The organism is Sorangium sp. So ce1335, from assembly GCF_051521615.1.
Lineage (GTDB): Bacteria > Myxococcota_A > Polyangia > Polyangiales > Polyangiaceae > Sorangium.
Genome location: NZ_CP150363.1, coordinates 12,867,406 through 12,890,779, shown reverse-complemented (window position 1 = coordinate 12,890,779; position 23,374 = coordinate 12,867,406). Strand labels below are relative to the sequence as shown.

The window sequence follows — 23,374 nt, the reverse complement described above, 5'->3', positions numbered from 1 at the left end:
GGCCGGGAGATCCTCAGCGCTCCGGCTCCTTGCGCAGGCCGAGCAGGAAGAACACGGAGAACAGGAGCAGCAGCGTCATGCCGAGCGCGGCGCCGAACGGCCAGTCGCGCGCCTGCCCGAACTGGTTCTGGATCACGTTGCCGATCATCGGCACGCGCGCCCCGCCCATGAGGTCGGTGATCGCGAACATCCCGAGCGCCGGGATGAACACGAGCAGCACCCCCGCCAGGATCCCCGGGCGGGTGAGCGGGACGATGACGTGGGAGAAGGCGGACACCGGCCCTGCGCCGAGGTCGAACGCCGCCTCGATGAGCGCGTTGTCGAGCTTCTCGACGCTCCCGTAGATCGGCAGGATCATGAACGGCAAATACGAGTAGACGAGCCCGATCACCACCGCCGTCGGCGTGTACATGATGTCGAGCGGCGCCGAGATGATCCGCAGATACTGGAGCACCGCGTTGAGGAGCCCCTCCGACTTCAGGATGGACATCCAGGCATACGTCCGGATGAGGAAGCTGGTCCAGAACGGCACCATGACCAGCATGAGCAGCTTGTTCCTCACCCCCTCCCGCGCCCGGCCGATGAAGTACGCCACCGGATAGCCCGCGACGAGGCAGATCGCCGTGGTGATGCCGGCGTAGCGGATCGAGTTGAGCAGGATCTTGAGGTACGTCGCGTCGAGGACGCGCGCGTAGCTCGACAGCGAGAACCGGAAGACCACCTGCCCGAGCTCGTCCCGCTCGCAGAAGCTGTAGACGAGCATGATCGCGGTGGGCGCCACGACGAAGGCCGCCAGCCACAGGAGCAGCGGGGCGAGCAGCAGCCAGCCGAAGACACCCGGCCGCCGCCGGGCGCCCTGGAGCTCGACGACCTGCCCCGTGGCCGTGTTCATGACGCCCCGCCGCTCACTGCGCCGCCTTGAGGTCCGTCACCAGCTTGTCCACGTCCGCGGCCGCCTTCCCGATGTCGTGGAACGTCTCCATGCCCGCGAGCGGCGGGTAGCTCGCCGGGTTGGCGAGCTGCTCGGGCGTGAGCAGCTTGCGCGCCTCGGCGTTCGGGTTCGTGTAGGGGAACTTGTCCGAGATGAGCTTGCTGACCTCGGGGCGGAGGATGTAGTTCATGAACATCTCCGCGCCGATCTTGTTCTCGGCGCCGTTCGGGATCGCCAGGCTGTCGATCGCCTTGTGCGTCCCCTCGACGGGCAGGACGAACTGGAACTTGTTCTTGTCCTCCTGGTAGAGCAGGGCCGCCTCCCCGCTCCAGACCACGCCGATGTCGACGTCGCCGTTGAGCAGCGCCGTCTTCGGGCTGTCGGAGTCGAACACCTTCACGAGCTTGATCCACTCCGCGAGCGTGGGCTTGATCTTCTCGAGGTTCTCCGGCGTCACCTTGTTCACGTCGAGGCCCATCGTCAGCATCACCCAGGAGACGATCTCGCGGGCGTCGTTCAGGGCGACGATGCGCCCCTTGTGCTTCGGCTGGAAGACGTCCTTGAAGCCCTTGATGGGCTCCTTCACCTTCTCGGTGTTGACGACGATGCCGACGGTCGTCCCCATGTAGGGGACCGTGTACTTGAGCTCCGGGTCGTGCGGCTGGTTCCTGAACGCGGGCGCGATGTTCTTCAGGTTCGGGATGCGCGCGTGATCGATCGGCTGGAGCTTGTTCTGCTTGATCAGCGCCTCGACCGCGTACTCCGACGGCTGGATGAGGTCGTACCGGGTGCTCCCCGCGAGGAGCTTCGACAACATCTCCTCGTTCGAGGCGAAGGTCTCGTAATTGACCTTGATCCCCGTCTCCTTCGTGAAGCCGTCCAGGACCTCCTGCGGGATGTACTCGGACCACCCGAAGAGGTTGAGCTCCTTCCCCGGCTTCGGCTCGGCCGCCGGCCCGCTGCCCGGGGCGGCCGCCTGCGGCGACGGGCTCTCCTTCTTGCCGCAGCCGAGGAGGGCCATGAGGGGGACGACCATCAGTATCAAGAGCGCTGAGATGCGTTTCATCGGCCTTCTCCTTGTCTTGCCTGCGCCGGCGCAGGCGTCCGCCTTCAGCCCTCGTCCGGGAGCCGCCTCGACGTGCCCTTCAGCGACTCGGCGACCACGACGAGCATCGCGGTCGCGACGATGAACACGGTCGAGATCGTGTTCAGCATCGGGTTCAGGCCGACCTTCGCCATGCCGAACACCTTGATCGGCAAGGTCTCGGACTTGGGCCCGCGCGTGAAATAGGTGACGATGAGCTCGTCCATCGACAGCGTGAACGACATCAGCGCCCCGGAGATGATCGCGGGCAGAAGATAAGGCACCATGACCAGGAAGAACGCCTTGAGCGGGGTCGCCCCGAGATCCAGGGCGGCTTCCTCGAGCGACGGGTCGAGCCCGGCGAGCCGCGCCTGGACGGCGATGAGCACGAACGGGAAGCAGAAGGTGATGTGCGAGATGATCACCGTCGTGAAGCCGAGCTCGACCTCCGCCGTCTTGAAGAAGATGAGCAGGCTGATCCCCATGATGATCTCCGGGATGATCATGGGGATGAAGATCAGCGTCGTGATCGACCGGAGCGCGGGGAACCTGTAGCGGTAGAGCAGGAAGGCGCCCGCCGTGCCGAGGACGACCGAGAACGCCGTGGTGATCCCGGCGATGATCACGCTGTTGCTCAGCGACTCGATGAGCGGCGACCGGCGCTCGTCGCCGAGGTGCGCGATGAGCTCGCCGAAGAGCTGCCGGTACCACTTGAAGGTGAACCCCTCCCAGACGACGCTCAGCCGCGAGTCGTTGAACGAGTACGCGACGAGGAGCAGGATCGGCAGATACAGATAGAGGAGGACGAGGCCGCTCCAGCCGCCAAGGAGCAGATTCGACAGCTTGATGCCCGACAACGTCCGGAGTCGCATGCGGCGGCCTCGCAACCTCCCGCGGTCGCCGCGCGAGCTTATCGCCGGCGGAACGCCGGTTGCAACTCATAGAAGGACGAAGAGAGAAGGGGCGACGAGGCGACGGAGGACGACGAGGCGACGGCGGGGGCGACGAGGCGCGGCGAGGCGGGCCGGCGTCCCGGAGAGGCCCTTGACACCGCACTCTCCTCCGCTTACCGGCCCTGCATGACCGGACCGGCGCGCCGGCCTTCAGGTGAGGCCCCGTGAGCACTCCCCGCATCTGGACCATCGAAGAGGCGAACGCGCTCGTCCCGCAGCTCTCGTCGCTGATCGGCCGGCAGCTCGCCCTGGCGGGCGAGATCGAGCGCTGCTGGCGGGAGCTCGTCGACGCCGTGCAGAGCCCGGCGGCGACGCCCGACCAGCTCGTCGCGCTGGCGCGCACCGGCAGCGAGCAGGCGCGGGCCCGCGAGCGCGAGCTCTCCGAGAGGATCGCCGCCTACGAGGCCGGGTGGCAGGAGGTCGAGGAGCTCGGGGTGGTCGTGAAGGACCAGCGCATCGGCCTGTGCGACTTCTACGGGCGCCTCGACGGCGCGCTCGTGTGGCTCTGCTGGCGCTACGGCGAGCCGGCGGTCGAGCACTACCACGCGCTCGAGGCCGGCTACGCCGGGCGAAAGCCGATCACCGCGGCCAAGCGCCGGCAGCTCCTCAACTGACGAGGCCCCCCGTGATCGATCGACAGAGAGCGGCCCGGGCCATCGAGGAGTTCCTCCGCGCGCTCGGGCGCGACGTCGAGGGGGAGCTCGCGGGCACGGGCGAGCGGGTCGCCGACGCGTGGGCGGACGACCTGATCGAGGGCGAGGCCATCGACGCGGCCGCCGTGCTGCGCGAGGGGGCCATGGAGACCGGCCCCTTCGAGCGCGGGCTCGTCGTCGCCCGCGACCTCGCCGTCACGACGATGTGCCCGCACCACCTCTTGCCCGGCCACGGCACCGGGATCGTCGCCTACCTGCCGGGCCCGCGCGTGGCCGGCATCGGCACGATCGCGCACGTGCTCGACGCGCTCGCCCGGCGGCTCACGCTGCAGGAGCGCATCGGCGGGCAGCTCGTCGACCTGCTCGTGCACGAGCTCGGCGCGCGCGGCGCGCTGTGCAAGCTCGCGCTGACCCACACCTGCCTCATCGCCCGCGGCGAGCGCAAGGCCGGCGCCCTCATCGAGACGGTCGCCGTCGCGGGGGTGTTCGCGGAGCCCGGGCCGGAGCGCGACCTCGCGTTCGCCGCCGCGCTCTCCGGGGGCAGGGCGTGACCGGCGTCGGGGTCGTCACGGGGCCGAGCCGCGGCATCGGCCGGGCGACGGCGCTCGCGCTCGCGCGCCGCGGCCTCGCCGTCGCGCTGCTCGGCCGCCCGAGCCCGCAGCTCGACGCGGTGACCGACGAGGTCCGCCGCCTCGACGTCGCCGCGCTCCCGGTGCCCTGCGACGTCGCCTCCGAGGAGCAGGTGGCGCGCGCCGCCGCCGAGGTCGTGGCGTGGCTCGGCGCGCCGCGCGTCGTCGTGAACAACGCCGGCATCGTCCGCCGCGGCGCGCCCCTCCACGAGACGGCGCCCGCTGTCTGGGACGAGGTGATCGCGGTCAACCTCCGCGGCCCCTACCTCGTCTCGCGCGCCTTCCTCCCGTCGATGCTGGCGCAGGGCCGCGGCCGGCTCGTCCACGTCGGCAGCATCTCCTCCACCATCGCGTCGCCAGGCAACGCGTCGTACGCCGCGTCCAAGTGGGGCCTCGTCGGCCTCTCGAAGAGCCTGGCCGAGGAGCTCCGCGGCAAGGGGCTCCAGTCGATCGCCGTGCTCCCCGGCTCGGTCGACACCGACATGCTCGTCGGCAGCGGGTTCCCCCCGCAGATGAGCGCCGACGAGGTGGCGCAGCTCATCGTGTACGCCGCGCTCGACGCCCCCGACGCCGTCACCGGCTCGGCCCTCGAGATGTTCGGCTGACCTGCGCCGGGCGCCTCCCGCGACCTGCGCCGGGCTCCCCCTGCCGAGCCCGGTGTGCGTGGCGCCGCCACACCCGGCGCACCTGCGTGCTAGCCTCTGGGCCGTGGAAACGACGCCTCCGCGACCGGGCGATCTCACCGCCGCCTTGCCCGAGCTCCCGCTGTTCCCGCTGCCGCAGACGGTGCTCTTCCCCGGCGCGCTGCTGCCGCTGCACGTCTTCGAGCCCCGCTACCGGGCGCTCGTGCGCGACGCCCTCGAGACGCACCGCATCCTCTCGGTCGTGCTCATCACGGACACCCGCGCCGTCGACGCGCACGGCCACCCGGCGATCGCGGGCGTCGCCGGCGCCGGCGAGATCATCGACCACGCCGAGCTGCCGGGGGGCCGCTACAACATCGTGCTGCGGGGCCGCGCCCGCGTCCGCCTGGCCGAGCGCCCCTTCGTGCCGCCGTACCGCACGGCGGCCGCCACCGTCCTCGAGGACGAGCCCGGCGAGGTCTCGGCCCAGGACCACGCCGCGCTCATCTCGACGGCGGCCTCGTTCGCCTCGCTCGTCCGCGAGCGCGACCACAGCTTCGAGCTCCGTCTTCCGCGCGACGCGGCCGCCTCCCTCGTCGTCGATCTCTGCGCGCACCACCTGATCCTCGACGCCCGCGAGCGGCAGGCCGTGCTGGAGACCCTGGACGTCGGCGCGCGGGTGCGCCGCGTGACGGAGGCGCTCGCCCTCCAGCAACTGGCGCTCGCCACCGCGACCCGCGACGTCAACTGAACGAGCCCGGCAGGGCCCGATCGCGCGCTGCCCGCGCGGGGGCACCTGAACACGGGTCCAGAAGCGGTGTCGAGCGGGGTGCGGGCGGGCCAAGATCGGGTAGGCTGCGCCGCCTATGGCGACCTCTCGTTCAACGGAACCTGCTGCCCCGATCATCGTGAAGCACCCGGGGTGTCCCCAGTGGGGACTCGGATACCTCGTCGAGGAGCGCGACGAAAAGCGCTTCTATGACTTCGAGGACGGCCACAATCACTCGATCGCCAAGGCTTTCTGGTCGAAGCTCGAGCCGGTGCAGCTCGGCGACGACGAGGCGAACGCGCTCGAGGCGAGGATCCGCGGCCTCCGTGATCGTCCGGCCGCCGCCGCCAAGAAGCAGCGCGCCCGCGTCGTCGCGCCGCCGGTGACGAGCTTCGACGAGCAGGTCGCGAGCTTCGAGTCGCAGTTCGAGGGCGGGTTCGGCGGCCCGCATTTCATCGCCGAGGAGCGCGGCGCCGCGGGCGCAGACGCCCAGAGCGGCGCGAAGAAGAAGAGCAAGGCCTACAAGCAGGGCGCCATCGAGACGGCGCGCGCGCTGCTCGGCAAGGGCGAGCTCGAGGCGCTGCTCGCCGCGGGCAACCTCGCCGATTTCATGGAGCGGATCCACAAGGTCCACAAGGCAGCGACCGGCCTCCTGCACCCGCTCGGCGACCTCATCCCCTTCAACAAGATGCCGGCCGAGCACCACCGCGCCTACGCCGAGGCGGTCGTCGATCTCCTCCACGGCACGGGCGACCACGCCGCGCGCTTCGACCGCCTCGCCGGCGTGCTCGCGGAGGCCAAGGTCGCCACGTGGCCGCTCGCGACGATCCTGAGCGCGCTCATGTACCCGGAGGAGCACGTGTTCGTGAAGCCGTCCTTCTTCGAGAAGCAGGCCGCCGTGCTCGGCTTCAACCTCGCCTACGACCGCGCGCCGAGCGCCGAGGGTTATGCCCGGATGCAGTCGCTCGCGCGCGACCTCGAGCGGCGCCTGCGCGAGCGCGGCCTCGCGCCGCGCGACCTGATGGACGTCTACGCGTTCCTCTGGCGCACGATCTCTCCGCCCAAGCCGTCCGCCAAGTCCTGACCTCCGGCCCCGCGCCGCCCTGCGCCACGCCGCGCAGGGCGGCGGTCGAGGGCCCTCGACGCGCGGCCGCGGCCCGCTTATGCGACGCCTCGAGGGAGGTGTCGCGTGAAGGCAGCCGTGCTCGAAGCCGTCAAGAAGATCACCGTCCGCAACGACGTCGCCCCGCCGCAGATCGGGCCGCGCGACGTCCTCGTCCGCGCGAAGGCGTGCGGCATCTGCGGGACGGACGTGCACATCTGGGAGGGCGATTTCTTCCCGACGTTCCCGCTCATCCCCGGGCACGAGGTCGCCGGCGAGGTGGTCGAGGTGGGCGCCGAGGTCGCGGACCTCAAGCCGGGCGATCGGGTCATGGTCGACCCGACGGTGACCTGCGAAGAGTGCCACTTCTGCATGATCAACCGGCAGAACCACTGTCTGAAGTGGAATGCCGTCGGCGTCACCCGGGACGGCGGCTTCGCCGAGCTCGTCCGGGTGCCCGCGAAGAACTGTTATCGCTTCGAGCGCGTCTCGTTCAGCGAGGCGGCGTTCTGCGAGCCGCTCGCGTGCGTCGTGTTCGGCCAGGATCGCGCGCGCATCGACATCGGCTCGGAGGTGCTCGTGATCGGCGCGGGCCCGATCGGCCAGCTCCACCTCCAGGCGAGCCGCGCCAACGGCGCCGCCGCGGTCACGGTCGTCGACGTCGTCGAGTCGAAGCTCGACCTCGCCCGCCAGCACGGCGCGACCGAGGTCGTCGTCGCCGACAACGCGGTCCAGGCGAAGCTCAGGAAGATCGCGCCCTACGGCTTCGACGTCGTGATCGACGCGACGGGCGTCGCGCGGGTGCTCGGCGACTCGCTGCAGTACGTCAAGAACGGCGGCCGGTACCTCGTCTTCGGCGTGTGCGGCCCGCACGACAAGATCGAGGTCTCCCCGTTCGAGATCTACCGGCGCGATCTCGAGATCATCGGCAGCTTCGCCATCCGCAGGACGTACGACCGCGCCTTCAAGCTGATGGAGCGCGGGGCGGTCGACGTAAGGAGGCTCCTCTCCGAGGCGATGCCGGTCGAGGAGCTCCCGCGCGGGCTCGAGATGATGAAGAAGGGCACCGCGCCGATGAAGCTCCAGGTCGTGTTCTAGTCGTACACCTCGCTCCCTTACTTTTCGAAAAGGACGCTCTCCATGGCCATCGTGATCGGAATCGACGTTGGGACCAGCGGCCTCAAGGCCATCGCAATCGAGACGGAGCGCGGCGCGGTGGTCGCGTCGGCGCACCGCGAGTACCCGCTCTCCACCCCGCACGCCGGGTGGGCCGAGCAGGATCCGGAGGACTTCGCCGCCGCGTCGCTGAGCGCGCTCGGCGAGCTCGCCCGCGCGCTCGGCCCGCGCCGGGACGACGTGCGCGCGATCGGGCTCACCGGGCAGATGCACTCGGCCGTCCTCCTGGACGAGGCGCAGGCCGTCATCCGGCCGGCGATCCTGTGGTGCGACACGCGCACCACGGCCGAGTGCGAGGCGATCCGCGCGAACCCGAAGGTGGGCGACGCGGGGCTCGCGCGGCTCGTCGGCAACCGCGCGCTCGAGGGGTTCACGCTGCCGAAGCTGCTCTGGCTGCGCGAGCACGAGCCCGAGGCGTTCGCCCGCGTGCGCGTGGTGCTGATGCCGAAGGACTACGTCGGCTTGCGGCTGACGGGCGAGCTCGGGACGGACGACAGCGACGCGAGCGGCACGCTGGCGTTCTCGCCGGGCGATCGCGCCTTCAACGCCGAGCTGCTCTCGGCGGTGGGGGTGCCGCGCGCGGTCTTCCCGAAGTCGGCGCCGTCGAACGCGCCGCTCGGCCGGCTCACGCCCGAGGTGGCGGCGTCGACGGGGCTGCCCGCGGGCACGCTCGTCGTGCGGGGCGCGGCGGACAACGCGGCGGGCGCTGTGGGTCTCGGCATCGTGCGGCCCGGCCGGGCGATGGCCTCGGTCGGCACGAGCGGCGTGATCCTGGCGCACACGGACTCGTGGATCGTGGAGCCGGAGATGCGGCTGCACAGCTTCTGCCACGCGGTGCCGGGCCGCTTCTACCTGATGGGCGTGATGCTCGCCGCCGGCGGCGCGCTGCGCTGGTACCGCGACGTGCTGTGCGACGGGGAGCGCATGGGGGCCGAGCTGCGCAAGGTCGATCCGTACGAGGTCATCTCCGACACGGCGTCGACGGCGCGCCCGGGCGCCGGCGGGGTCGTCTTCCTGCCGTACCTGATGGGCGAGCGCACGCCGCACAACGACGCGGCGGCGCGCGGGGCGTTCGTCGGGCTGAGCGCGCGCACGACGAAGGCGGACGTCTCGCGGGCGGTGCTCGAGGGCATCACGTTCGGGCTCGCGGACTCGCTCGGGCTGATGCGCAGCGTGGGGCAGACGAACGGCGCGGCGCCGGTCACGATCGACGAGATCCGCCTGACGGGCGGCGGGGCGCGCAGCCCGTTCTGGCGGCAGCTCATGGCGGACATCTTCGAGGCACCGGTGGCGATCACCACGTCCACCGAGGGGCCGGCGTACGGCGCGGCGCTGCTCGGCGCGGCGGGCGCGGGGCTGTTCTCGTCGGTCGAGGAGGCGGCGGACGCCTTCGTCCATGTCGTCTCGCGCGTGGCGCCGGACCAGGCGCGCGCGGCGCGCTACCGCGAGATCCACGCGGTGTACCAGGGGCTCTACAGCGACCTGAAGGCGCGGTTCCGGGAGCTCGGGAAGCTCGCTTGAGGCGGGCGTGAGATAGGGACGATTTGAACCACAGAGGCACAGAGGGCACACAGGGAGAGAGTTGAATCCTCCCCTCGCCTGTGCCCTCTGTGCCTGTGGTTCGTCTTCTCGCTCTCGTTCGATTCGTCTCACGCCGCCCGCTACGACGTAGATCACTGGAAATAACTGGACATGTCCTCGTCATCGTCCCAGCTCGTGATGCGAACGCTCGGGTCTTCCCGGACGAAGCCCTGAATCAACGACGACAGCTCTTCCCATGCGGTGGAGGCCATCTCGTAGGCTGTGATCCCCAGATCCGGCCCGTCGAACCAGAGCGTGAACTCGGGCACATCATGTCCGCTCGCCTGCCCGATGAAGCCAAACGAATACTGCTTGAACTTCTCATCAAAGCCTCTGAAGGCCTTCGATCGCAGCAGCGGCTCGATATCCTCGCGACGAAAACCGCCGCTGCGCTGCACTCGAAACTCAGTACCCATGATGCACCTCAATGCTTGTGCTTGTGCGGATTACCGCCCTCGCCATGCTTGCGGCCCCTGACCGCGGGCAAATCCTTGGGATTCTTCATGCCGATGTGAGTCTTATCCGGATCCGTGCTCGCGTTTCCACGATCGTCGTACTTGGTCGCATTCTTCGCGCCGCTGCTCTGCTTGTGCACGTGAGCATTATTCGCAGACCCCCAAGGGGCTGTCGCCTTGTTTCCATAAGCGTCTATGCGCACGTATGACCCGTCCGTGTGAACATACTCCGTGGATGTCTGATTACGCTTTGTCTGCGTCCATCCCGAGGTGCTGCCCATTATCTTCTCTACCTGCTCGCGAGATTTACCCTTGAATTGCGGGAGATCCTGGGCAGCAACGAGGCCGAGCTCGTCTGTCACGAGGGTAGGGCTGCCGTTGAAACCAAACAGATCGCTCCCGCCCTCGATGCCCAGCGGGTCCGGCGACAGCCACCGCCCCACGTCCGGATCGAAGTACCGGAACCGCGTCGAGCACAGCCCGGTCTCCTCGTCGGCATACTGCCCGAGCAGCCGGAACGGCGAGCTCACCTTCCCCAGGTGGTTCATCTCGCTGATCGGGTCGCCGTAGGTCTCGACCACCTTGCCCCAGGCCGAGTGCGCCGCCGACCAGGCGACCATCCCCTTGCAGTCGATGAGCTCCTTCGGCGTCCCCAGGTGGTCGTTGACGTACGTGAACACCTCCCCCCGCTCCGCTTGCAGCAGGGGCACGAGCGTCCCGGGCTCGTGCACGAAGCACCGCGCCCCGCACACGCTGTCCAGCTCCGCGGCGATCGCGTCGCCATCCCACAGGAACGTCACCTCCCGAGCCCTGTCGCCCGCCGCGGCGATCACCTCCTTGCGCACCCGCCGGCCCAGGGCGTCGTAGGCCATGCGCACCCGCTCCCCGGACGGCAGCTTCACCTCGCGGAGCCGGTCGCGCACGTCCCAGCCGTAGGTCGTCGTCCGCTCCGCCTCGCTCGCCTTCGGATCCGCGCCCGTCGCGGCGATCTCGCGCTTGCCCACCCGCCGCCCACGCGCGTCGTAGGCATACCTGCCCCGGTCCGTCTGGCGGAGCAGGTTGCCCGGCGCGAGGGTCCACGGCGGCGCTTCCGAGCCCCTCGACCAGCTTGCGCTCTCGCCCGCGCTCGCCCGCGGGTCGAGCCCCTCCAGCGCCTGGACCAGCGCCCCGGCCCCGTCGTACGCGAACACCTCGCGGTGCGCTCCGCGCGTCGCCTCCACGAGATCCCCGCCGCGGCTGTACCGGTACGCTGTCGCCCCCCAGCGCGCGTCGTCGATGCGCGTGACGCGCCCGCCCTCGTCGCGCTCCCAGCGCCGCGTCACCAGCATCCGGGGCACGCCGTCGCCCGGCGTTGGCGCCGTCGCGCGCTGCTCGATCAGCCGGTCCATCGCGTCGTAGCCGCTGTGGATCGACAGCCCCACCGCCGCATTGCGCCGCGCGATCTCGCGGCCCAGGACGTCGCGCTCGATGTCGAGCCGGACGCCGCCGTGCTCCACCGCCGCCAGCGCGTCGGCCGCCTCGTAAGCATACCGCGTCGTCGCCCCGTCCGGCATCACGCGCACCGCGCGCCTGCCGCGCGCGTCGTACCCGTAGCGGATCGCGCGGTCGCCTTGCCGCTCGACGACGATCCGGCCGAGCGCGTCGCGCTCGAACCAGGTCTCCACGCGCTGCCCGTCCTCCTCGATCACGGCGGCGAGCAGCCGCCCAACCCGGTCGCGCCCGTACGAAACGGTGCTCCCGTCGCTGGCCCTCTCGCTCACGACGAGCCCTCGCCGGTCGTAGCCGAACACGCGCCAGCTCTTGTCCGGGTGGTGGATCTCCCGGAGCTTCCCGGCCGCGTTCCAGAAGTACCAGAGCTCCCGCCCGTCGAATGTCTTCTCCTGGATCACCCGCCCCGCGTCGTCACGCGCAAACGAATACACCTCCCCGCGCGGGTTCTTGATCGATCGGAGCCGCTCCTTGCTCGTGTACTCGAAGGTCCACTCCCGTCCTTCCGGGTCCTTGAGCCACGCGAGCACGCCCATGCCCGAATACCCCATCGAGGCCGTGCGCCCGAGCTGGTCCACCTCCCGCACGACGTTCCCCGCGGCGTCCCGGCTCATCGTGATCCTCGACCCATCCGGGAACACGATGCCCAGCGGTCGTCCCATCGTGTCGTACCGCACACGCGTGGTGCGCCCGAGCGCGTCGGTTCGCGTGAGCGCGCGGCCGAGGCCGTCGTACGTATACGTCGTCCGCGCGCCCCGCGCGTCGATCTCGGCGGCGATGTTGTGCTGGGCATCGTGCTCGAAGCCGGTCACGAGCCCCTCGGCGCTGTAGATCCCGGTGAGCCGCCCGCGTTTATCGTACGTCAGCGAGAACGTCTGTCCCGAGGGCAAGATCACGCCCGTGAGCGCGCCGCGCTCATCGTGCGCGAACTGCGTGACCAGCCCGTCCGGCGTCACGCGCCGCGAGAGCAGATCGCTGTCGTCATACTCGGTCGCCGTGACGCCACCCTCCGCATCGACCGATCGAATGTGATTGCCGCGCGCGTCGTACCAGTGCTGCGTCCCGGCGCCGTCGCCGGTCACCTCGGCGACGAGGAACAGGTCCTCGTCATAGGCGCGCTCCTCGATGACAGTCCCATCGGGCAGCGCCTCGCGCGTCATCAGGCCGTCGTCGTTCCAGGTGTACACCCGCGGCTCCTCGCCCTCGACGGCGGTCGTGCGCGCCTTCGGATCGGCGCGCAGCGCGATCTCGTACAGCCCGTCAGGCCCCCCGGTCTTGATGCACCGGCCCGAGTCGCCGTACACGTAATAGAAGCGCACGCCCGTCTTGACCGTCGTGGCGCGCATGCGGTGGTCGCGGTTGTACTCGTAGGTGTCGGCCGCCCCGAGCGCGTCCACGGCCGCGCACAGCAGCCCCGTCGCGCTGTAGCGGTACTCGACCCATTGCCAGAGCCGCCGCTCGCTCCACACCTCGAGGCGCGTGATGCGGCCGCTCGCCCAGGTCACCTTCACCTCGCGCCCGGCCGTATCGACGATACGGCGGAGCTCCTCGCCGCCGTATTCGAGCGCTATCGCATTGCCCCAGGCGTCGCGGATCGACCGGAGCCGCGCGGGCGCACCAGGGGCACCCGCGGAGAACACGTGCGTCAGGCGGGTATCGAAGCTGAAGACCCGGTAGGTGCCATCGTGGTCGCGCGAGAGGCGCAACCGCTCACGGCGGTGGAACGTGCTCTCCCCGGGGGCGACCCTGGCGAAGTAGATGGATCGCCCCTCGCCGTCGCGCAGCACCAGCGACCGCTCTCCCTCGGTGATCCGCTGCTCGAACCCGTGCGCCCAGCCCGGACCCAGGCTCGCCGTCGCGTCGCCGCTGCGCGCCGACGAATAGTACCGCTTCCAGACGAGCGGGATAAGCCCCGGCAGCTGCAGGTCGGTCGCTTGATCCACGACGTGGCCGGTGACCACGTTGACCGGATGCCCGTCCTGGCAGGTGTGCGCGTCCGGCGGCGCCGACGATCGGCCGGGCGGCCCGCTCGCGCCCATATGGCTCGTCCCGCCGCCACCCCCACCGCCGCCGCCCGGCCCTTGGGGCCCGCCGCCGCCCGGCGCCCCCGCCCCGCCGCCGCCTCCACCGCCACCGCCGCCCCCTGCGCCGCCCGCATTGCTCGCCATGGCGCCCGCGCCGACGGTGATCGACTTGTTCATCTGCCCCATGCTGCCGGTGATGCCGGCCATGCCGAGCTCGATGAAGACATTCGGCGCCCCGAGCCAGGGGAAGCAAGGGCCGGCCGTGTTCAGGCTGACGACCTCCTTCAGCGTGCCCGGCTCATTGCCGTGACACGCCTTCATGCAGCCACCGACGGTGAGGATCTTCGCGCCGTTGATCTTCGTGCGCATCGGCGGGTCGATCACCCCCTCGGCCACCGTGCCCATGGTCGGATACGGGATGGGCAGAGGGCTCGGCGCCGCAGGCGTCGTGCACACGCTCACGGCCATTCCGGTCATCTGATGGCCGGACTTCTCGGTGATCGTATCCATTCCCAACGCGGTCACCTTGGCCATACAGCGCCAGGGTATTCGATCGCTGTTCCCCGATCCATGGCCCCCATGGCACGACGCGAATGCCCGTAGAAGCGTGTGGACGGACGGCCAGACGGAGGGGCGCCGCGCTCCGGCTCCGCAGCCGGCCGGGCGATGAGCGCCTACGCCGTCCTCACCCAATGCCGCGGCATTTCCTCCCACCCCGCAGGACAAGCTCCCTCTCGACCTGGGGCGAGCTCGGGCGACGCTGCCCTAAGGCGGCCCTGGCACATAGCAGACGTGCATCCACGGCCGACTCATGGAGTAGCGCGGCTGCACCTCGCTGGAGAGGAGGCGACTCTGCTCGCTGTCGTCCGCGCGGAGCAGCATCCCATGGTGCTCCGCCTTGCCGTCGAGCCAGCGCGCGACGAGCTCGGTCACGTCGAACGAGATGACCCCGAACGCCTCCACGCCGGCCGTGGCGGTGCCAGAGGTCGCGACCGGGGTCGGGTCAAAACCGTTCTCCTCGAAGGAAGCCCAGGACTCGCTCTCGTCCCAGTCCTTCAGCACGCGGTGCACGCTGATCGCCCGCGGCTCACCCCTGCTCACCAGCCTGAGCCCGACGCGGGCGGTGAGCAGCGTGGCCCCTCGGGGGACCGCGTCGAGATCGAAGCGGAGCAGGGCCCTGCGGACCGCATCGGTGCCAGGCGGCCTCCCTACCAGGAGATCGACGCGCTCGCCGAAGCTCTGATCGGGCTTGTCGCTCGCGATGTACGTATCGCGCACCGGACCGGGGGTCGTGCCGCTGCGCCGGATCAGGCGGGCCTCGACCGAGGGTTTCTCGCCGGCGAGCACCTTGTCCAGGAACTCGTCGCGGATGCCGCCAAAGGTGACGCGCCCGATCCCACCCAGGATGTCGCAGAGCTCGTCTCCGGGAGCGAACGAGATGACACCGGCGACGACCTCGACGCCGCCCTGCTGGATCAGCGCGGGGCCACCGCTGTCGCCGGAGCACACCCCGCCACGCTCGTTCGTCTGATCGATCGCGATCAGGAGCGGCGAAACCTCGCTGACGCTCGCCTCCACTCTCCGGCGAATCGTGCTCAACGCCGGGGTGACGCCGTACCCGACGAGCGTGACGGAGCTGCCGACAGCGAGGCCATCCGGCGCGGACGCGAGCGGAATCGGCCTGACGTTGAGCGCCCCCGCGCCCCTGGCCGTCACGACGCAGACGTCGTAATCCAGGTTGACCGACTGCAGGCGACTACCGTAACACGGATGACTCTGGAACGACTCGACCGGAAGGACGAGCGACGGATCGCTGGAGTCGAAGCCGACCCTGATTTGCCTGGGAGGAGAGGACTCCGAGCAGCAGTGCGCGGCGGTGAGCACGTGGACCTTGTCGCCCTCGGCGCTCCGGCGAACGATGGTGCCGCTGCACCGTGCACGGTCCTGGTGCACCGAGACGACCGCCGTGTGCGTGTTGTCCGCGCGCGCGCCGGTGCCGATGACCGCTGGCCGTTCCTCCCCGCCCTCCTCGTCCGAGCCGATCTCGGTCGGCTCGGCGCAGGCCGCCGACAAGAGCACGCCGCTGACCCGCAGGGCCACCGTGAGCGTTCGCATGATGTCACCCTCCCCCAGACCACCGCGCGCACGAGGCCTGTCACCCGCTCGTCCCCACGCGCGCTCGCCCGTCCCCGCTGTCACCAGATCGAGAGGATCTTGCGGACGGATCGCGCGTCGTCAATCGAGCGGACACACGCCCCGGGCCCGCGCGGATCGAGACTCCCCGGACGATCCGGACGATGGGCGTCTACGCCGCCCGCACCCACCCCCGCGGCGTCTCCTCGAAATGCTCCGGCGCGGCGATCCCGAAGGCGCTGCCCTCCGGCTGCCAGTAGTTCCGCTCGATATGGATCTTCTTGCCGTCGATGCGGATCACGTTGAACGCGTTCTGCTCCCCGCGGCCGCGCGTCGACGTCGCCGTCCCGGCCTGGATGATCAGCGTGGAGTGGCCGCGGACCTCGAAGCGCTCCGCCGAGTGACCCGTGTGGCTGAGGTGCAGGTGGCCCGACAGGATGACGTCGACGCCGCAGGCGGCGATGGCGGCCATCGCCTGCTTCGCACGGCCGACGATCTCGTGGGGCGAGTTCTCGGGCAGATCGAACGGGTGATGGGTGACAACCACCTTCGTGACCTCGGGCCCGAGGTCGCACATCCGCTCCCGGATCCCCTGGATCTGGCGCGCGTTGATGCGCCCGTCCTTGATCGTCAGCGAGCGCGCGGTGTTGATGCCGAGGATGGCGACCTCCGCGTCCACATGGAACGGCGAGAGATCGTCCGTGATGTGGCGCCGGTACTTGTCGAGCGGGCGAAAGAACCTGTCGAACAGGTTGTAGAGCGGGACATCGTGGTTGCCGGGCACCACGATCTGCGGCGACGGCAGCGCGTCGAGGAAGGCGCGCGCCTCGGCGAACTCCGCGCTCCGCGCCCGCTGCGTCAGGTCGCCGGAGACGACGATCACGTGCGGCTCGATCCCCCGTATCCTGTCCATCAGCGGGCGCAGGATCGTCTTGTCGACGCGTCCGAAGTGCAGATCCGACAGGTGCACGAGGGTGCGCATTGGAATCATCCCCCCAGCGCGGCGAGCTGGCCCGGTTGGTCCTCCTGCCGCCGTGATCCCGCGCTGATGTCCGACGACAGGGGAACGACGACGCGAAGCGCCGACGGCCGCGCGCGGTAAACGAGCGGCGGCGTCATCCTGTGAACCTCGCCGTCCGCGGCCACGTGGAGGCTTCGGCAAGGCGCCTCGACCCGCAGCTCCGTCGTCCGCAGGACGCTGAAGTCGTCGGCCTTCTGGATGCGCCCTGCGAAGGCGCTGGCGATCAGCTTGACCATCGCCAGGCGGCTCTCCGCGTGCGCCACGCACACGCCGAGCTCGCCGGGGTGCGGCGGGCGCTGGCGGGCGAGGTCGAGATCGCCAAGCTTGAAGTCGCTGTTCGCGACGAACACGAACGGCGTGTCCAGCTCGAGCTCCTGCCCGTCCAGGATGAGCCGGAGCCCGACGCGCTCGTGGCGCCGGATCCCGGAGACGGTCGCCAGCGCGAAGGCGAGCCATTTGTTGAGCCCGCTCCGCTTCCGGAGCGCCTCGCGGCCGCGCACGATGCTCGGATAGATGCCCAGGGTCGAGTTGTTCACGAACACCCGGCCGTTGACCTCGCCGACATCGACCTGGACCCGCCGCCCCTCGACGAGGGTGCGCACCGCGCCCTCCAGGTCGAGCGGCACCCCGAGGTACTTGGCGAAGTGGTTCACCGTGCCGAGCGGCAGGACACCCATCGTCTTGTCGGTCCCGGCCACGGCCGCGGCGATCGTGCTCATCGTGCCGTCGCCCCCGCCCGCGACGACGAGCTCATACGGCCCCTTCGCCGCGCGCCGGGCGAGCTCCCCCATGTGACGGCCCTTCTCCGCGCACAGGAGATCCGCCGCGAGGCCGCTCTCTTTCAGGAGCTCCCCGAGCCGCGCGCGCTGCTCCGCCGCGCGGTTCGACCGGGAGGAGCAGTTCAGGAGGACAGCCACGGATCGTTCCATCACCTTCGAGTTTCCAGCAGGGGGCGAGGGCTCGTGTTCGCCGGACAGCACGGCGGCAGGGCAGGCGCCGTGCGCCGCGCGCCGCACCGAGGCGCGAAGCAAGCCGCGCGCCCGGCCTCTCCGCCGCCTCCGGCGGGGCGAGCTTCGCGGACGGGCGCCGCCGGAAAGGCGCCCCCCGCCGAGCACCTCGCGGACCCCGGCGGAGCGGACAGCCCGCCCGCGGGGCGACCGACGGCGCGGCGGCGCGGTCCCTCGCTGCCTCACGCGGCGCGGGGCGTGGCGGATTGTCACGCCCCCGCGCGGCGCGCTCCCGCGCCTCAGGGCACGCTGCTCGTCGCGTCCGTCTCGAGGCGGGGCCAGGTGAAGAAGAACGTGGCGCCCGCGCCCTTCTCGGACTCGACCCACGCGTGCCCGCCCTTGCTGAGCACGATCTTCTGCACGATCGAGAGCCCGATGCCCGTCCCCTCGATGTTGTCGCGCGGGTTCAGGGTCTGGAAGATCTCCCAGACCTTCTGGTGGTACTGCGGGGCGATCCCGGGCCCGTTGTCCTTCACCGAGAACTCCCAGACATCGCCGAGGTCCCGCCCCCGCACCTCGACGCGCGCGTCCGGGCGGCCGGCGTACTTCAGCGCGTTGCCGATCAGGTTCAGAAAGACCTGCTCGAGCGGCACCCGCTCGGTGAAGAGGGTCGGCATGCCCCCCGCGATCTCGATCGACGCGCCCTCGGGGATCGTGAGCAGCGCGAGCACCTCGTGGATCAGCTTCCGCACCACCACCGTCTGCGGCTTGTCGCGGGCGCGCCCGGCGCGCGAGTAGCGGAGGATGCCGTCGATGAGCGACTCCAGCCGCAGGACGCGCGAGCGCAGGAGCTCCATGTGATGGCGCGTCTCCCCCGACGCCTTGTCGATGAGGTCGTCCTCGATCCACTGCGAGAGGTTCGCGATCGCGCGCAGCGGCGCCTTCAGATCGTGACTCGCCACGTAGGCGAAGCGGTCGAGCTCCTGGTTGCTCCGCTCGAGGGCCTGGATGAGGTTCTGCGCCCTCCGGAACAGGTGCGCGTTGTCCATGGCGATCGCGGCCTGCGCCGCGAGGCCGACGACGAGCTTCTCCGCCCGCTCGGTGAAGACGCCGCGCGCCGGGTGCCCGAAGAACAGGCCGCCGATGACGCTCCCGGAGCGCGAGATCACCGGCACGGCCAGGTAGCTGACCACCGGCAGGTGGCCCTCCGGCATGCCCTTGTAAGGCGGGTTGTTCCCGTAGCGCGGATCCTGCGTCACGTCGTCGAGGCGCACGACGCTTTCTCCGTTGAAGGTCGGCGCGAACACGTGCGTGTTGCGCGGCATCGGGAACCCGGAGAAGTGCTCCCGGGACACGCCCGAGATGGTGTAGAGCGTGTAACTCTTCCCCTCCGCGTTCGTGACGTTGTAGAAGAACGCGCCGAACTGGGCGCCGCTCAGCCGGGTTGCCGCGTCGGTCACCGCCTGCACGAGCTTCTCCAGGTCGAGCTCCGCGGCGATCTGCTTGCCCGTGCGGTTGAGCAGCTCCAGCGTCTCGCCCTCTTCCTGGAGCCTCATTTCCGTCCGCTTGCGCTCGGTGATGTCGAGCACGACCGTCCCGACGCCGACGACGTTCCCGTCCTTCGAGCGCACGGGGGCGTAGTTGACGAGCCACGCGCGCGGCTGGTCCGACGCCCACGTCCACCCCGTCACCTCGGCGGTGAACGCCTCCCCCGTCTCCAGGGCGCGGCGGAGCGGGGCCACGATCGCGTCCCCCATCGCCGGCAGCAGCTCGGGGATCGTCTTGCCGAGGTGCGCCTCCAGGGGGAGCCCGTTGATGTCCGCCAGCGCCTGGTTGAGGCGTACGACCCGGAGGTCGCGGTCGATCACGGCGAGCCCCGCGCTCGTCGCCTGGAAGAAGGCGTCGAGCAGCGCGCAGTCCGCGTGGGAGCCGTGCAGTCCATGGGGATCGTCCTCGAGCAGCGCGCCCCCCGCCGCCCCGCCCTGCCGCGGCGGATCCGAGGCGGGCGCCGCCGCCGCGGGCGGGGCTGGCTCCAGACCCTCCGCGGCGCCACCGTTGTGCGAATCCATGTTCTCCATCGACGTCGTGGCCACCGGCTGCTCCCGCTCGAGCGTGGCGCTCGAGTGCAAAGGCGACTCGGCTGCGTGTCGCCGGACGGTCCCTCCACTTCAGCACGGAGCGACGGACCAGGCGAGACGGGGCGAGAAGAACCCCGCCGGCGGCACGGCGCGTCAGAGGGAGGGGGGTAGACCGCCGCGCGCGCCCGCGCAGCGGAGCTGAGCGTCGAACGACGCCTCGACCAGGCGTCCGCCGGGCGTTACCCCGCGTGCGTTGCGAGGCGGCGGAGCTGCTGCGCCGCGGTCTCGAGGCCGTTGACGAGTCCCTGGAGGAGGTGGGCGACGGCGCTGTCCTTCGCCGCCCGGGTGGCGCGCGCCGGACGCGCCGCGAACCACGCGAGCTCGCCGGCGGCCGCCTCCACCAGAGGCCGGCGCGCCGCGAGCCAGCGCGCGCACCACGCCGCGAGGATCGTCTCCCCCTCGGCCGCGGCGACGTACTGGATGAGCTCGACGAGGTCGATGCCGTGGCGCATCCCGAGGAGGGTGCCGCGGTACGACTTCTCGGCGCTCAGCAGGTGATCCGCGATGCGGTCGCGCAGCGCCGAGAAGACCTCCCCCACCGCGCTTCCGCCCGCGCTGACGGGCAGCCCGCGATCGCCCAGCAGCGCCGGGAGCTCCGCCAGCACCGCCTCCGCGTGGGCCGACACGGCGCGCATCGCGTGCGCCGGCGGCACGTCGCCGAGGCGCTCCGCCTCCACGAGCGGATGGGTCCTCGCCGAGTGCTCCGTCTGGAACAGCTCGCGCACGAGGTTCGCCAGGAACGCGCGCCCCTTCGGGCTCTCCTGCTGCGGCCCGGATTCGTCCTTCTCCGGTCCGCCCCCGTCGATCGCCGCCCCGTTGCTCTGAGCTTGCTGCATGGTCGTTCCCCTCTCCCCTCCTCCAGGCAAGGTCAGGACCCGCCGGCGGCGCGCCGCCGCGCGCCCGTCCTCGTCCGCGCCGCCGTCGTGCGCGTCGTCGTGCGCGCCGTCTTGCGCGACGCCCCTGCCCCGCCGCGGCGCGCCGTGCCCTGCGCGGCGCGGGGGCGGCTGCTCGTCGCCTTCGCGGTCGTCGACCTCGTCGACCTCGTCGACGTCGTCGACGGCGTAGAGCTCGTCGACGTCGGCTTGCGGCCGCGGGTGCCTGTCGCGGAGCGCTTCGCCGCGCTCTTCGTCGCCTTCTTCGCGGCCGGGCGCCGTCCCGGGCTCGCCGCGGCGCTCCGCTTGGCGGCGTTCCGCTTGCGGGTCGCCGCCGCCTTCTTCGCCGCCGCGCTCCTCGCCGCGGCCGGCCGCGCCTTCGACGCCGCGGCGCCCTTGCGGCCGCCCTTCTTCGCCGGCTCCTTGTTCACCTCCTTGCCGACCCCGGAGCCCGACTTCTTCCCTCCGCCGGTCATCTTGTTGACGGTCGCCCAGGCCCGCCGCTCGGCCTCGCCCTCGGGGACCCCTCGCTTCTCGTACCCCTCCTCGATGTGCTCGGCCTGTCGCTTCTGCTTGCCCGTGTAGCTCGATTTGTCGCCTCTCGGCATGGTGCCCTCCTTGCGAGCCTCCTCCGCCGTGCGGGTCTGCCTCTCACGCTGGAAGCCCCGGCCCGGACTGTCGTGCGCGCCGTGAGGGCCCTGCGGACCATGAGAAGAGAAACAGGACCGTGCCTGTGGCCCGGGCCCATCGATGGGCGGAGTCTGACGTCGATTGTTTCGGGAAGGAGCAAACGCGATGCCGTTCACCGGGCGCCATCCCGCCGCCTGACGTGAGTCCGGATTTCCCGTCTCTTGCGGCCCTGCCGCCGCGCCTGTCGCGAGGCCGCGGCGGGGCGCGATCGTGGCAATCGGCCCCGGGAATCGGCTGCGGGTGATGAGGAACGCCCCGGTCGCTCCACGCGAGGAGCGCGCCGGGGCGACGGCTCAGAGCGACTCGAGGTACGCGATGAGGTCGTCGATCTGCGCCGGGGTCAGGCCGGAGACGTCGCCGTGTTTGTCGCCCCCGCACTGCGGATCGAAGCGATCGCGGAGCGTCGCCGCGCAGCCGTCGTGCATGAACGGCGCGCGCCCGGCGATGCCGAGGAGCGAGGGCACCTGGAGGATCTCGTCCTTGCCGACGTCCTCGTTCCGGTTGTTCGTGAGCATCGGGCCGCTGTGGCAATCCGCGCAGGCCACCTTCTTGTCGTGGAAGAGGGCCGCGCCGCGCGCCACGGCGGCGTCGTCCTCGGGCGGCGACGCCGGGAAGGCGGGGAGGCTGTCGATGTAGCGGGCCATCAGATCGAGCCGCCGGGCGCCGGGCTTCGGTCCGCCCATGCGGGAGACGAACACCTCGCCCATCAGGCCGTCGAGGTCCATCAGGTCGCCGCTCCAGTGGAGGGGCGCCGTCTGGAGGATGCCGCCGCCCATGGCCTGGGTCCGCCGCTTCCCCACGGGATCGAAGATCCACGTCCGTCCGTCCTCGTGTCCTTCGGGGTGGCACGACGCGCACGCCACGGCGCTCACGCCGTTCGGCGGGCGGTGGAACATCTCGTGGCCGGTGTCCCGCACGCTCGCGCCCGGCAGCGCGATGGTGCGCGGGTCGAGCCCCCCCACGGCCTCCGGCCCGCGGATCACCTCCAGGGCCGCCGGCTCGCGGAGCTGCACGACGATGTCGCCCCGGCCGTCGATCGCCACGGCGATCGGCTGCCCGCTCACCTGGTGCGGCGTGGCCGCGGGGGCGCAGTTCCCCTCCCCGCCCTCCACGTCGTCGAGGGTCGTGCTCACGACCATGTCGTTGCCGGCTGCCACCACGGCCACGCGCTTGCCGTCGGGCGCCACGGCGATGTCGACGGGGAGCGAGACGCGCGCGAGCGCGGCCGCGGGGGCGGTCCGTTCGACCTCGGCGTCGGCCGGCTCGATCGTGCTGACCGCACCGTGCACGATGTTCCCATCGCAGTTGCTCGCCTGGTAATAACCGCCCGGGCTGAGGGTGACCTGCGTCGACATCGCACGCTGGTGGAGCATCACGGCGCCCCCGCCCGGGAGCGGCGCCATGCGCCAGGCCACCGACGGCGTATAGGAGGGCCTGGTCCCGCCGAAGCCGGACGCGTGGAAGTCGGGGAGCGTGCGGCGCGCGAGGACCTCGCCGTCGGGGCCGATGACGAGCGTCTCTGCGGACTTGAAGCGGCTGACGAGGAGCCGATGGCCTTCGACCACGACGTCGCGCAGGTCGGCGGCGGGGCGGAGCTTGCGGACGGCGGGTCCGCCTTCGGCCGGGAGCGTCACGAGCTCGCCGCCGGCGCAGGCGACGTGGATGGCGTCGCGCGCGGCGTCGTAGGCGACCCCGCGGGGCGCGGGGCAGACCTCGCGGCGGTCGAGGACCGACCGCGTCTCGACATCGAGCGTCACGACGGCCCCGGCGCGCCGGAGCGCCACGTGGACCCGGCCGCTCGCGTCCTCGACGAGTCGCCCGGGCTCGTCGCCGTGCTCCAGCCGGACCTCCGCCGGCGCGCCGCCGTCGAGATCGACGATGACGACGCGGTCGCGGTCGGGGTCTGCCGCCACCGCCGTGTGCCCGTCGCTGGCGATGATCAGCGTGCCGCCGCTGATGGCCGGCGGCGGCACCTCGGTCACCGTGATCCGCCGATCAGGGCCGTCCATGCCCGGCTCGAGGATCCCGGGCAGATCGGATGGCCCGCAGGCCGTGAGGAAGGACGAGAAAACGCTCGTGATCAAGGTCCCTACGAGGACGAGAGG

At 71.1% G+C, this 23,374-nt stretch carries 19 protein-coding genes; 7 read left to right on the top strand and 12 right to left on the bottom strand.

Features of this window, described 5'->3' with window-relative positions; all coding sequences use genetic code 11:
* Nucleotides 1-13: 13 nt before the first annotated feature.
* The 3 genes from WMF24_RS48105 to WMF24_RS48095 are packed head-to-tail and all read right to left on the bottom strand — an operon-like array spanning nt 14 to nt 2,887.
* Nucleotides 14-892, bottom strand: a complete 879-nt coding sequence (locus WMF24_RS48105; RefSeq protein ID WP_437734233.1) for an ABC transporter permease — start codon at nt 890-892, stop codon at nt 14-16.
* A 13-nt stretch (nt 893-905) separates the two neighbouring features.
* The gene (locus tag WMF24_RS48100; RefSeq protein ID WP_437734232.1) at nt 906-1,997 is read right to left on the bottom strand and encodes a polyamine ABC transporter substrate-binding protein; all 1,092 of its coding nucleotides are present in this window, start codon (nt 1,995-1,997) and stop codon (nt 906-908) included.
* Nucleotides 1,998-2,041: 44 nt separating this feature from the next.
* Nucleotides 2,042-2,887, bottom strand: coding sequence for an ABC transporter permease (locus WMF24_RS48095; RefSeq protein ID WP_437734231.1), 846 nt, complete (start codon nt 2,885-2,887; stop codon nt 2,042-2,044).
* 245 nt (nt 2,888-3,132) lie between these two features.
* Here WMF24_RS48095 and WMF24_RS48090 point away from each other — a divergent pair, with 245 nt between their 5' ends.
* The 7 genes from WMF24_RS48090 to xylB all read left to right on the top strand — a co-directional run bounded on the left by WMF24_RS48090 (nt 3,133) and on the right by xylB (nt 9,441).
* Nucleotides 3,133-3,582: a DUF2203 domain-containing protein gene (locus WMF24_RS48090; protein ID WP_437734230.1), complete on the top strand. Its 450-nt coding sequence runs from the start codon at nt 3,133-3,135 to the stop codon at nt 3,580-3,582.
* An 11-nt stretch (nt 3,583-3,593) separates the two neighbouring features.
* On the top strand, nt 3,594-4,172 hold the full coding sequence (gene folE, locus WMF24_RS48085) for a GTP cyclohydrolase I (protein ID WP_437734229.1): 579 nt from the start codon (nt 3,594-3,596) through the stop codon (nt 4,170-4,172).
* A complete protein-coding gene (locus WMF24_RS48080; protein WP_437734228.1) occupies nt 4,169-4,855 on the top strand; it encodes an SDR family NAD(P)-dependent oxidoreductase in 687 nt (228 codons plus the stop codon). Before folE ends, WMF24_RS48080 begins: the two co-directional genes overlap by 4 nt.
* A 103-nt stretch (nt 4,856-4,958) precedes the next feature.
* Complete coding sequence (locus tag WMF24_RS48075) at nt 4,959-5,624, top strand: LON peptidase substrate-binding domain-containing protein (protein ID WP_437734227.1); 666 nt, start codon at nt 4,959-4,961, stop codon at nt 5,622-5,624.
* Between the two features lie 115 nt (nt 5,625-5,739).
* Nucleotides 5,740-6,726, top strand: coding sequence for a hypothetical protein (locus tag WMF24_RS48070; RefSeq protein WP_437734226.1), 987 nt, complete (start codon nt 5,740-5,742; stop codon nt 6,724-6,726).
* A gap of 105 nt (nt 6,727-6,831) precedes the next feature.
* Nucleotides 6,832-7,842 (top strand): zinc-dependent alcohol dehydrogenase family protein, encoded by a 1,011-nt coding sequence (locus tag WMF24_RS48065; RefSeq protein WP_437734225.1) that lies wholly within the window; start codon nt 6,832-6,834, stop codon nt 7,840-7,842.
* Nucleotides 7,843-7,884: 42 nt separating this feature from the next.
* Nucleotides 7,885-9,441: a xylulokinase gene (gene xylB / locus WMF24_RS48060; RefSeq protein WP_437734224.1), complete on the top strand. Its 1,557-nt coding sequence runs from the start codon at nt 7,885-7,887 to the stop codon at nt 9,439-9,441.
* A gap of 152 nt (nt 9,442-9,593) precedes the next feature.
* Here the strand turns inward: xylB and WMF24_RS48055 are convergent, their stop codons facing one another.
* The 9 genes from WMF24_RS48055 to WMF24_RS48015 all read right to left on the bottom strand — a co-directional run bounded on the left by WMF24_RS48055 (nt 9,594) and on the right by WMF24_RS48015 (nt 23,353).
* Nucleotides 9,594-9,917, bottom strand: coding sequence for a hypothetical protein (locus WMF24_RS48055; protein ID WP_437734223.1), 324 nt, complete (start codon nt 9,915-9,917; stop codon nt 9,594-9,596).
* 8 nt (nt 9,918-9,925) lie between these two features.
* On the bottom strand, nt 9,926-14,002 hold the full coding sequence (locus tag WMF24_RS48050; RefSeq protein WP_437734222.1) for a DUF6531 domain-containing protein: 4,077 nt from the start codon (nt 14,000-14,002) through the stop codon (nt 9,926-9,928).
* Between the two features lie 231 nt (nt 14,003-14,233).
* Nucleotides 14,234-15,583, bottom strand: a complete 1,350-nt coding sequence (locus WMF24_RS48045; protein ID WP_437734221.1) for a DNRLRE domain-containing protein — start codon at nt 15,581-15,583, stop codon at nt 14,234-14,236.
* Nucleotides 15,584-15,773: 190 nt separating this feature from the next.
* Nucleotides 15,774-16,583: a metallophosphoesterase family protein gene (locus tag WMF24_RS48040; protein WP_437734220.1), complete on the bottom strand. Its 810-nt coding sequence runs from the start codon at nt 16,581-16,583 to the stop codon at nt 15,774-15,776.
* Between the two features lie 5 nt (nt 16,584-16,588).
* Nucleotides 16,589-17,551 carry a diacylglycerol/lipid kinase family protein gene (locus WMF24_RS48035; protein ID WP_437734219.1) on the bottom strand — a complete coding sequence of 321 codons (963 nt, stop codon included), beginning with the start codon at nt 17,549-17,551 and terminating at the stop codon, nt 16,589-16,591.
* 317 nt (nt 17,552-17,868) lie between these two features.
* Nucleotides 17,869-19,698 (bottom strand): ATP-binding protein, encoded by a 1,830-nt coding sequence (locus tag WMF24_RS48030; RefSeq protein ID WP_437734218.1) that lies wholly within the window; start codon nt 19,696-19,698, stop codon nt 17,869-17,871.
* Nucleotides 19,699-19,886: 188 nt separating this feature from the next.
* Nucleotides 19,887-20,543 (bottom strand): hypothetical protein, encoded by a 657-nt coding sequence (locus WMF24_RS48025; RefSeq protein ID WP_437734217.1) that lies wholly within the window; start codon nt 20,541-20,543, stop codon nt 19,887-19,889.
* Between the two features lie 32 nt (nt 20,544-20,575).
* Nucleotides 20,576-21,187, bottom strand: coding sequence for a hypothetical protein (locus WMF24_RS48020; protein ID WP_437734216.1), 612 nt, complete (start codon nt 21,185-21,187; stop codon nt 20,576-20,578).
* 375 nt (nt 21,188-21,562) lie between these two features.
* Entirely contained in the window at nt 21,563-23,353 is a 1,791-nt protein-coding gene (locus WMF24_RS48015; RefSeq protein WP_437734215.1) for a c-type cytochrome, read from the bottom strand.
* Nucleotides 23,354-23,374: the final 21 nt, after the last annotated feature.

What these genes read in the sequence shown, in the direction of transcription:
- WMF24_RS48105 (WP_437734233.1), bottom strand. Translation starts at nt 892, where the DNA reads ATGAACACGGCCACGGGGCAGGTCGTCGAGCTCCAGGGCGCCCGGCGG.
- WMF24_RS48100 (WP_437734232.1), bottom strand. Translation starts at nt 1,997, where the DNA reads ATGAAACGCATCTCAGCGCTCTTGATACTGATGGTCGTCCCCCTCATG.
- WMF24_RS48095 (WP_437734231.1), bottom strand. Translation starts at nt 2,887, where the DNA reads ATGCGACTCCGGACGTTGTCGGGCATCAAGCTGTCGAATCTGCTCCTT.
- WMF24_RS48070 (WP_437734226.1), top strand. Translation starts at nt 5,740, where the DNA reads ATGGCGACCTCTCGTTCAACGGAACCTGCTGCCCCGATCATCGTGAAG.
- xylB (WP_437734224.1), top strand. Translation starts at nt 7,885, where the DNA reads ATGGCCATCGTGATCGGAATCGACGTTGGGACCAGCGGCCTCAAGGCC.
- WMF24_RS48055 (WP_437734223.1), bottom strand. Translation starts at nt 9,917, where the DNA reads ATGGGTACTGAGTTTCGAGTGCAGCGCAGCGGCGGTTTTCGTCGCGAG.
- WMF24_RS48050 (WP_437734222.1), bottom strand. Translation starts at nt 14,002, where the DNA reads ATGGCCAAGGTGACCGCGTTGGGAATGGATACGATCACCGAGAAGTCC.
- WMF24_RS48045 (WP_437734221.1), bottom strand. Translation starts at nt 15,583, where the DNA reads ATGCGAACGCTCACGGTGGCCCTGCGGGTCAGCGGCGTGCTCTTGTCG.
- WMF24_RS48040 (WP_437734220.1), bottom strand. Translation starts at nt 16,583, where the DNA reads ATGCGCACCCTCGTGCACCTGTCGGATCTGCACTTCGGACGCGTCGAC.
- WMF24_RS48035 (WP_437734219.1), bottom strand. Translation starts at nt 17,551, where the DNA reads ATGGAACGATCCGTGGCTGTCCTCCTGAACTGCTCCTCCCGGTCGAAC.
- WMF24_RS48025 (WP_437734217.1), bottom strand. Translation starts at nt 20,543, where the DNA reads ATGCAGCAAGCTCAGAGCAACGGGGCGGCGATCGACGGGGGCGGACCG.
- WMF24_RS48020 (WP_437734216.1), bottom strand. Translation starts at nt 21,187, where the DNA reads ATGCCGAGAGGCGACAAATCGAGCTACACGGGCAAGCAGAAGCGACAG.